This window comes from Parasediminibacterium sp. HNIBRBA5674 (assembly GCF_056745525.1).
Genome location: NZ_JBQWIE010000042.1, coordinates 17013 through 27266 on the forward strand (window position 1 = coordinate 17013; position 10254 = coordinate 27266).

Consider the following 10254-nt stretch of genomic DNA (forward strand, 5'->3'; position numbering starts at 1 on the left):
ATCAGGTAATTATTAACTAATTAATCTGATATAAACCCACATCCTATCAATGCATAATGCATCTAACCATTTGATTCCAATATTTGATGCCATACCATTGCCATGTATTATCATTCAGCAGGACGGCTTAAACTACACTATTAAAGATGCAAACAATGCCTTTCAAAAAGCATTTAATACTTGCAAAACACAATTAATAGGAAATAATTTGTCATCAATTTTGGCAGACGAAAACGAGGAACAAATAGCAACGTTGAATCTAATCATAAGTTCTGCAACTACAGTTTTTACCACAAAGCAGGCTGACGCAATTAACGATGTACAATTAAACATCAATAAGAAAAATCAACAACTAGAATATTGGTCTATCACACATTCACCAATACTCGATGACAGTGGTAATGTTGAATTTATTTTACAATCATTTACAAATACCACAGCTACAACTATTGCAAAAAACAAAGTTGAAGCACCAGTAAATGAAGAATCGATTTTACTAGAAAATACTGCAATTGACCGCATAAAAAATAACCAAGCAGCGATTATTAATAGTACAGATGATATCATTTTTTCGATAGATAAAAACTTTAGACTTGTAACCATCAATGCTTCCTATCAGCAACTATTATTTGCCGTTACAGGACGCTTAGAAAAAGAAGGCGACCAAGTACTTACCGGCAGGCTTGGTAAAGAATTAACTGAAAAATGGAAAGGCTATTTTGAAAGAGCATTTAAGGGCGAAAAATTTAGTATTCAAGAAGCCATGTACAATCCTTTTAAGGGCTACAAGCAATATGGACTTATTAACTTCAACCCTGTATTTAATGCGAATGGCGACATTGATTCTGTAGCTTGTTTTGCAAAAGACATTACAGCTTCGACTGTAAGTTACTTAGAGTTAGAAAAATCGAAAATAGAACTTGATAAAATTTTTAGTGCAAGCCTCGATGTAATTTGTGCAGTTGATAAAAATAATAATTTTATTAAGGTTAGTGCTGCATCTAAATATGTGTGGGGCTACGAACCAGAGGAAATGATTGGGCACTCAATATTTGAATTTATCCATCCAAATTATGCTGAAGTTACAAAACAAGCTGTTGAAAAAGTAAAACAAAGCAGTAGTACTACCAACTTTGAGAATAAATACATTAAAAAAGATGGTTCAATTGCAATCATTGAATGGAATGCCAGTTGGGATGCTAAAGAGCAAATACGTTATGGTGTAGCTAGAGATATCACTGAGAAAAAGAAAAATGAAATAGCATTAATTGAATCGGAAAAACAGTATAAAACTCTATTTGAAGATAGCCCATTACCAATGTTTATATGGGAATTTGACACTAAAAAAATATTGAACTGCAACTACGAAGCATTAGAATTATATGGTTATTCAAGAGAAGAATTTTTAAACCTAACAATATTAGACATAAGACCAGAAGAAGATATTTTGCTTATAAAGGCAGTCACGCAAAACGAGGACGTTTATGGCCAAATACACAAACAAGCGTGGCGACACAAAAAGAAAAATGGCGATATTATGTACGTAAACATTCACGCACATATTCTAAATTATCAAGGTGCTCGTTCATCGCTTGTATTAGTAAACGACATTACAGAAAAATTATCTATTGAAAACGAGATAAAACAGACTAACGAACGTTATGAGTATGTACTAAAAGCCACATCTGATGCAGTATGGGATTGCGATATTACAAAAGACATCATTAACTGGGGTGAAGGGGTAAGTACACTTTTCGGCTATAATCCTATAGAATACAGCGGTAAATCATCAACAATATTTTTCAATCTCGTACATCCTGAAGACAGAGAAAGTGTTGTAAAAAGTCTGTACGATGCCTTATATAGCGATGTAATAAACTGGCGTTCTGAGTATCGCTTTTTAAAAGCTAATGGTGATTATGCCTATGTTATAGACAGAGCTTATATCATTAGAAATTCAAGCGGCAAAGCAATACGAATAGTTGGTTCTAAAAGAGATGTCACAGAACGTAACAAAGAATTGCTGCGCTTAAAATTGCTTGAATCTGCAATAACAAATACAAATGATGTTGTAGTAATTAGTGAGGCAGAATCTTACGACGCATCTGGCCCTAGAATTATTTATGTAAATGAAGCATTTACAACACTTACAGGTTATTTACCTAGCGAAGTAATTGGCAAAACACCTCGTATAGTACAAGGCCCTAAAACCGATGCAAAAGAGCTAGAGAGGCTAAAATATCACATGAATAACTTTGAAGCATGTGAAGTAACATTAATCAACTACAAAAAAACAGGCGAAGAATATTGGGTGAATCTTAGTGTAAATCCTGTAGCAGACGAAACTGGTAAAGTGACGCACTGGGTGTCGCTTCAGCGTGATGTAACAGATAAAAAACAGCAGGAAATAAACATGATGAAAGCCATCATTAAAACACAAGAAGATGAGCGCTATGAAGTAGGTGGTGAACTGCATGACAATGTTTGCCAAATACTTACTAGTAGCCAAATAAGTTTAAAAATGCTGAAAAAATATTTACCCGAAAATGATCAACATCGCTTAAACGAAGGTCTAGAATACATTGCGCTTGCCACACATGAAATTAGAAATCTATCGCACCGCCTAGCACCGTCATTTTTTGCAGATACTACTATTGAAGAAGCATTTACCAACTTGGTCCGCACATTTAACATTGAAAACGACTTTCACGTGACCATTCACTTTGATGATGCTTTTAAACAGCAACCTGCAAAGCGCGAATTTCAGTTAAATATGTATAGAATATTGCAAGAACAACTTAAAAACATTTTAAAACACGCACAAGCAACTATCATTAACGTAACAGGAAAAGTGCAAAATGAAACTCTAAAAATAGAAGTGATAGATAATGGTATTGGCTTTGATATTAACAATGTAAAAAGTGGTATTGGCATAGCCAATATGAAACGCAGAACAGAATTATTTTCGGGTAAATTCAACATTCAATCTACCATTGGTAGTGGCTGTACTCTTACAGTAGAAGTACCAATAAAGGAAATTATTCAATAATTGAAAAATATCTCTGTAGCACCGTAACCAAAGCGTCCATCGTATTGGTTTACAAAGCTTTTTACGTCACGTTTTGTTTTTAAAATATCGTGAATCTCATCTTTCAATTTGCCCTTGCCCACACCATGAATAACTATTAAGCTTGCTTGTCTATGAGCCACAGCTAGGTCATACCATTTTTCAAATTCTTTTAGCTGAATAGATAAAATTTCAAAGTTGCTAAGTCTTTCCCAATTGTTGCTCAGCTTTTCTATGTGTAAGTCTATCACACTTCTTTCAGGCTCAAGGTTTTGGCGTATTTGGCTTGCTTGGTACACTTTGTAACCTTTAGCTACAAGGCTGCTCATTTCAAATCCGATAGTTATCGGATTATCTTCTTCAAATGCCCTTTCTGGATAATCGTCAAACAGTTTGTAGGATACTGTTGGCTCGTTATTATCCTTCATTTGTTCTATGCGCTGAAACAATTGTTTTGGCTTAATTTTAATCGATGTTTCAAAATGTTCGGCTTTCTTTTTCTCAGGATTAACTAATGAAAAATCGAAATGAAAACTTGGGCTATCGTTTACATCTTCAAAGTTTATATCGTGCAGGTAAAAATCATGAAAGGCCATCACTTCATTTTGCAACGCAAAATTACTCTGCCCCAAAAACTGTTGATCGTAAGTAAACTTGTAGCCTCTATCGGTTTTATTTACTAAATATACTTTTAGCGATTCTACTACTTCATCATTAAAATCATCCAGCGAAAACTTTGGTATTAGCGCAAGCCACACACCTTCTGATACCTTAATGGCATTTGGCAGTGGCTTTTCTTTAGGTATATTATCTACAAATACTTTCGCTTTTTTAGGTTCTTCTACCACCTTTTTTTTGCTAAAACGGTAGAAATATGGAAAATCAATTTGATCCATATAGGCAGGAAATTTCACACCACGCACCTCAATCATTACCATTTTATCGTTCATTATTTCTACTACTCTACCCTCTTCGTTGCTATGTAACACTATAATCTCATCACCTACTTGATACTTCATAATCTTTTCTACTTTTTGCTTTACTAAGCGGTAAAGGTAAACGATGATTGATGTGTTTTTGCTTTATAAAACATTTCATTTATCGGTTCTCAAAAAATAGTATTAAACAGAATGTTCACAGCAATGTTACTAAGTACAATACCAATGCAAATAGACCTTATTTTTGTTGCGTATTGTACGTTTTTCTTACAAATTACTGGTTACTGATTATGAAGAAGATTGAATTGGAAATTGTAGCATTGTCACACAGCATTACGCAAACACATTCTTACGCTGTAGTGCTTGGTGAGGTAAATGGTTTACGTCGCTTACCAATAGTGATAGGTGGATTTGAGGCACAAGCTATTGCTGTGGCTTTAGAACATATGCAACCTAGCCGCCCATTAACGCACGATTTGATGAAAAACTTCATGAACGCTTTTAATGTAGAGTTGCAAGAAATAGTCATTAGCGATTTACAAGAAGGTATTTTTTACTCAAAACTGGTATGTTATACAGAAAACGATACTGTAGAAATAGATAGCCGTACTAGCGATGCATTGGCACTTGCTGTACGTTTTGCCTGCCCGGTTTATACTTACGAGCATATTTTAGAAAGTGCTGGTATTTTGATGGAAGACAATGGCACTAAAAAAAGAAAAGGTGAAGCAGTAGGTGTAGAAGAAAGTGGTACTGGTAGAGAAGATTTAAGCGCTATGAATATTGATGATTTGCAAAACTTATTAAATGAGGTTTTGGAAAATGAAGATTATATCAAGGCCATTGCTATTAGAGATGAGATTAATAAGCGTAAGTAACCACTGATTTTTGTCTGAACCTCGATTTAGTTGGATTCAATTGATTTATCCGATTATTATCTGCAAATATTTTATTCAGCGAAAAATCTATTAAATCCTAATAATCGCACAAAATCCCAGTTCAGACGCTTATGGTTGCTTTTCCAAATTGTAAAATAAATCTAGGCTTAAATATTATTCGTAAGCGCAACGATGGCTACCACGATTTGGAAACTGTATTTTTTCCAGTACCATTAACAGATGCCTTAGAAGTAGTTAGAGATGAGGTTTCAAGTTACAAAAAACCGTCAACGGTCGACGGTCAACAGTCAACGGTAAATTTTACCTCTACAGGCCTCACAATTAATGGCAGCGAAAGTGATAATTTGTGTGTAAAGGCTTACCAATTACTCAAGCAAGATTTCCCTGATTTGCCTGCTGTAAAAATGCACCTCCACAAAGTGATACCAATGGGTGCAGGGCTAGGTGGCGGTAGTGCTGATGGGGCTTTTGCATTGCAACTATTAAACAATAAGTTTCAGCTACAGCTAACTACTGACCAACTAATTACATACGCTTTACAACTTGGTAGTGATTGTCCTTTCTTCATCATCAATAAACCTTGTTTTGCCACAAGCAGAGGCGAAATAATGCAGCCAATCAGTTTAGATTTATCTGCTTACAAAATAGCACTTGTCAATCCACAAATTCACATTGGTACAGGTTGGGCTTTTAGCAATATCACACCGCAAGTACCTGCAATATCTATTCAAGAAATTATTCAACAGCCAGTTTCAACGTGGAAAGATGTGTTGGTAAATGACTTTCAGGCACCTGCTATACAACAATATCCTGCCATTGGCGAAGCTATCAATCAACTTTACCAACAAGGGGCTGCATATAGCGCCATGACAGGTAGCGGCAGTACTATATTTGGTTTATTTCCAAAAGAGGCAAAACCGAAACTATCATTTCCTGAAAATTATTTTGTGTACAGCGCTTTGCTGTAAATTGAACTTTATATTCGTGTAATACGAACCGCCTTACTATAATGAAGTTTTTAAAAAGATTACTACAGATTGCTTACTGTATTTATGCTTTGCTGATTTTCATCTGCATTATGTTTGTTGCGTTGCCATTTGTGATGCTTAGCTTGCTAGGCGGAAAAATTCAAGGTGGCAATTTTATCTATCGCATTTGCAAATTATGGGCTAAGGTTTGGTATTTTTTTATTGGTATTAAACACCAAGATATTTTTGAAGCCCCACATGACGCTTTACGCCAATACATCTTTGTGGCCAACCATATTTCATACATAGATATACCGCCTGCTGTGATAAGTTTAAAGCAAGCTTACAGAGTTTTGGGCAAATACGAAATGGTAAAATATCCAGTATTTGGTTGGATTTACAGAGCTGCCGTAATTTTAGTAGATAGAAGTAGCCCAGAAATGCGTGCTAAGAGTTTTAGAGCCTTAAAAGCAGCATTAACACATGGCATCTCTATTTTTATTTTCCCAGAAGGTACATTTAACGAAACAGGTAAGCCATTAAAAGAGTTTTTCGATGGTGCTTTTCGTTTAGCTATTGAAACACAAACACCTATAAAGCCGCTACTGTTTGTAGATACCAACGAAAGATTAAATCAGTATGATATTTTTAGCTTAACACCAGGCTTGAGTAGAGTGGTATATTTACAAGAAATACCTGTAAATGGCTATACCAAAAGTGATGTACAAAAGTTGAAACAGCTTACATATAATGCCATGGAAGCAAGTTTAATAAAGTATAGGAAAGACTTGTAAATGACCCATTGAAAGTTATTACTTACTAATCAAGCTTGCAGCAAAGCGAATACCTTTTTCATCGCTTACTACTTTTTGCATGAGTATGCGTAATTTTTCTGGTATACTTTCAATTTCCTCGTTTGATAAAGGTTTAATAATTTCGAAAAATTCATCCTCATCATCGTAGTAACCAAATACCAAGCTGTATTGCTTATTAGCATTTAAACGGATAGAAATTTCTTTATCCTCTTCATATTGGTGCATAGAAATCATTGACCATTGGTCTTGGTCTTGATAGTCAAAACGAATTTCTACATGACTTTCACCTAACACTTCTGTTAATAAACGTTCTATTAAATCTGCCGAATGATTTTCTACTAATGCTTCAAATGTCATAACTTCTGCTTATAAATGGCGGCGAAGTTAATTGGTAATACTGATTAAATCGATTGGAATGATACAGTTTACAAGTTTTACTATTGAGAAGTTGTATAAGGTTGTTTCAAACACAATTTTAAATTCTTAGATTAGTTTTTTACTCCCCATTAGGGGTTGGGGGCTTGTTTCAATCTATCTTAGCAACGTCAAAATGTCTAAACAAAAATCAAATAATAGCTTGTTTTCTAACTCCCCTTCAGGGGCTGGGGGCAAGTTGTATTGCGAAGTCATTATTCCACTAGCATTACCTACCACTTATACTTGGGCGGTACCGGAACATTTGGTAAAAGCCATGGCTATAGGTGTACGTGTAGAAGTTGATTTACGGAATAAAAAATATGCAGGTATTGTAAAATCTATCTCGCTGCAAAAGCCCGCAGCATTCGAGCCTAAAGAATTGTTGAATGTTTTAGATGATGAACCTTTGGTGTATGAGAATCAGTTGAAATTGTGGCAGTGGATGAGCCAATATTACATGTGCAGCGAGGGCGAAGTAATGCAAGCGGCTATACCTAGTAACCTTAAATTATCTAGCGAAAGCATTTTAATTTGGAACGAAGAAAGTGGCTACGATTTAAACGATGGCACACCATTTACCGACGAAGAATTTATAGTAGCACAAGCACTTGAAGTAAAGAAAGAATTGCGCCTTAGTGAAGTGCAACAACTACTCGATTCATCGCATGTTTACCCAATCATTAAAAAGCTAATTGACAAACAAATTTGCTATGTATGGGAAGAATTAAGGGACAAATACAAGACTAAAACCGAGACTTACATTTACCTACACCCTACCTACAATACCGATGAAGCGCTGAGTGAATTGCTAAATAATTTTGGCAAAGCACCCAAGCAAATGGAACTATTACTTGCCTACTTACACTTAATAAAAACAGAAGGCGAAGTAACCCAATCGGTATTGCTAAAAAAGAGCAATGCCTCTGCGGCGCAGCTAAAAGGTTTGGTAGAAAAAGGTATATTAATAGCAGAGAAAAAAGCCACGGATCGCATTAAGGTTTTGCCTAAAGATGTAACTGTAAATTTCGACTTGTCTACTGCACAGCAAATTGCCCACGATGCAGTAAATGTAGCACTTACAGAGAGAAACGTTTGCCTATTACATGGTGTAACAGCTAGTGGCAAAACACAGATTTATGTAAAGCTTATAGAGCAATACATGCAGCGAGGCAAGCAAGTATTGTATATGCTGCCTGAGATAGCTTTAACCTCACAAATCATCCGCAGATTACAGGTACATTTTGGTGGTAATATTGCTATTTACCACTCAAAATTTAACCCCAATGAACGGGTAGAAATCTGGAATAAAGTAAAGAAGGGGCAAATAAAAGTGGTGCTTGGCGCAAGAAGTAGTTTGTTTTTACCTTTCTCTAATTTGGGTTTGATAGTGGTAGATGAAGAACACGATGCTAGCTTTAAACAACAAGACCCTGCACCACGCTATCATGCACGTGATGCGGCGGTTTATTACGCTAGTTTGTTTAATGCCAAAGTGTTACTTGGCAGTGCTACACCATCTATAGAAAGCTACTACAATTGTATGCAAAACAAGTATGGTTTGGTAACCTTGACAGAGCGTTTTGGCAATGTAGATTTACCTACCATCAACTTGGTAGATTTAAAAAAGTTAGCCACAAAAGATAAAAATAAAATTGCCTTATCACCACAAATGTTGAGTGCTGTAGAGTTGTCTTTAAGCCAGCAAAAGCAAGTGATATTGTTTCAAAACAGACGAGGTTATAGCCCTTATATGATTTGCAATAATTGTGGTTGGATACCGCAATGTCAGCATTGCGATGTAACACTTACCTACCACAAAGCCAAGAACAAATTAAGCTGCCATTACTGTGGCACTACTTACCCTGTGTTGCATACTTGTGCTGCCTGTGGCAGTCATAATTTTATACAAAAGAATTTTGGCACCGAAAAGCTAGAAGAACTAGTGGCAGAAGCTTTTCCCAATGCTAGGGTGGCTCGTATGGATATAGATACTGTAAGAGGTAAAAACGACCATGACACACTCATAAAATTGTTTGAACAGCAACGCATAGATATATTGGTGGGCACACAAATGGTGGTAAAGGGTTTAGACTTTGAACATGTAAACCTTGTAGGCATTATAGATGGTGATGGCATTTTAAACTTTACCGATTTTAGGGTAAATGAACGGGCTTTTCAGTTGATGGAACAAGTAAGTGGCAGGGCCGGCAGAAAAGATGGCAAAGGCAATGTGTTAATTCAGGTGAGTAATGTGCAGCACCCAGTGCTTGGCTATGTACAAGCGCATAATTACCAGGCTTTGTATCAGTTTGAAATTGAGGGTAGGCACAACTACCAATACCCACCTTTTTACAGAATGATACAGTTGACTTTAAAGCACAGAGATAGCTATGTAGCCGAAGAAGCCGCCAATATTCTACTGAAAGGTTTAGAGATAAATTTCAAACCTTACCTCAATGGCCCGGCACAGCCACCTGTAGATAGAATACGCAACCAATACCTGTGGGAAATACTGATTAAACTACCCAAAAGCGCCCAACTGATTAACCAATGCAAACGAGAAATACAGCAGCAAATAGCCATTATAAAAAGTGAGCGCAAATATGCTAGTGTAGCTGTGGTGATAGATGTGGATCCGGTGTAAATGAATATAAATCGCTGTGCGAAGTCTCTGACTTCGCATACTCGTATGAAAAGAGCCTAAGGCTCTAAAGAACATAGTAACTACGAAGTCAGAGACTTCGTAGAGCTGGACAACAAATAACCATCATAAAAAGTGAGCGCAAATATGCTGGTGTAGCTGTGGTAATAGATGTAGATTCTGTGTAAAGAATACTGTGCGAAGTCTCTGACTTCGCATACTCGTATGAAATGAGCCTAAGGCTCTAAAGAACATAGTAACTACGAAGTCAGAGACTTCGTAGAGCTAATGTGCCATTGACATTCGATAAATAGCTATTACACACAGATTTGTCTCTCTTACACATTGATATGGGCTATTGACATACGGATAAACCGTTCTTACATACAGATCTATTAGACCTCTTCGACAATTGTATTCAGATACAAAAACAAGTTTTTTTTCGTTTTATTACTAAAATGAAACTATGTTTTGGTCAGCTATGTCAACCCATTCAGGAGGATTATTCA

The 10254-nt window shown here is 36.1% G+C and carries 7 protein-coding genes; 5 read left to right on the forward strand and 2 right to left on the reverse strand.

From position 1 onward, the window contains the following. Window positions 1-49 precede the first annotated feature (49 nt). Complete coding sequence (locus tag ACT9TX_RS16245; RefSeq protein ID WP_481339856.1) at window positions 50-3049, forward strand: sensor histidine kinase; 3000 nt, start codon at window positions 50-52, stop codon at window positions 3047-3049. Here ACT9TX_RS16245 and ACT9TX_RS16250 read toward each other — a convergent pair. After that, complete coding sequence (locus ACT9TX_RS16250; protein WP_481339857.1) at window positions 3043-4086, reverse strand: Smr/MutS family protein; 1044 nt, start codon at window positions 4084-4086, stop codon at window positions 3043-3045. The two genes, ACT9TX_RS16245 and ACT9TX_RS16250, sit on opposite strands and share 7 nt — an antisense overlap. A 209-nt stretch (window positions 4087-4295) precedes the next feature. Between ACT9TX_RS16250 and ACT9TX_RS16255 the strand changes: the two genes are divergently transcribed. The 3 genes from ACT9TX_RS16255 to ACT9TX_RS16265 all read left to right on the forward strand — a co-directional run bounded on the left by ACT9TX_RS16255 (window position 4296) and on the right by ACT9TX_RS16265 (window position 6666). Beyond that, window positions 4296-4883 (forward strand): bifunctional nuclease family protein, encoded by a 588-nt coding sequence (locus ACT9TX_RS16255; RefSeq protein WP_481339859.1) that lies wholly within the window; start codon window positions 4296-4298, stop codon window positions 4881-4883. 131 nt (window positions 4884-5014) lie between these two features. Next, entirely contained in the window at window positions 5015-5872 is an 858-nt protein-coding gene (gene ispE / locus ACT9TX_RS16260; protein ID WP_481339860.1) for a 4-(cytidine 5'-diphospho)-2-C-methyl-D-erythritol kinase, read from the forward strand. 41 nt (window positions 5873-5913) lie between these two features. Further along, on the forward strand, window positions 5914-6666 hold the full coding sequence (locus tag ACT9TX_RS16265; RefSeq protein ID WP_481339862.1) for a lysophospholipid acyltransferase family protein: 753 nt from the start codon (window positions 5914-5916) through the stop codon (window positions 6664-6666). A gap of 18 nt (window positions 6667-6684) precedes the next feature. On the opposite strand, the gene ACT9TX_RS16270 is transcribed toward ACT9TX_RS16265, so the two are convergent. Beyond that, window positions 6685-7044 carry a hypothetical protein gene (locus tag ACT9TX_RS16270; protein ID WP_481339863.1) on the reverse strand — a complete coding sequence of 120 codons (360 nt, stop codon included), beginning with the start codon at window positions 7042-7044 and terminating at the stop codon, window positions 6685-6687. A gap of 193 nt (window positions 7045-7237) precedes the next feature. Here ACT9TX_RS16270 and priA point away from each other — a divergent pair, with 193 nt between their 5' ends. Further along, entirely contained in the window at window positions 7238-9748 is a 2511-nt protein-coding gene (priA, locus tag ACT9TX_RS16275; RefSeq protein ID WP_481339865.1) for a replication restart helicase PriA, read from the forward strand. Window positions 9749-10254 lie beyond the last annotated feature (506 nt).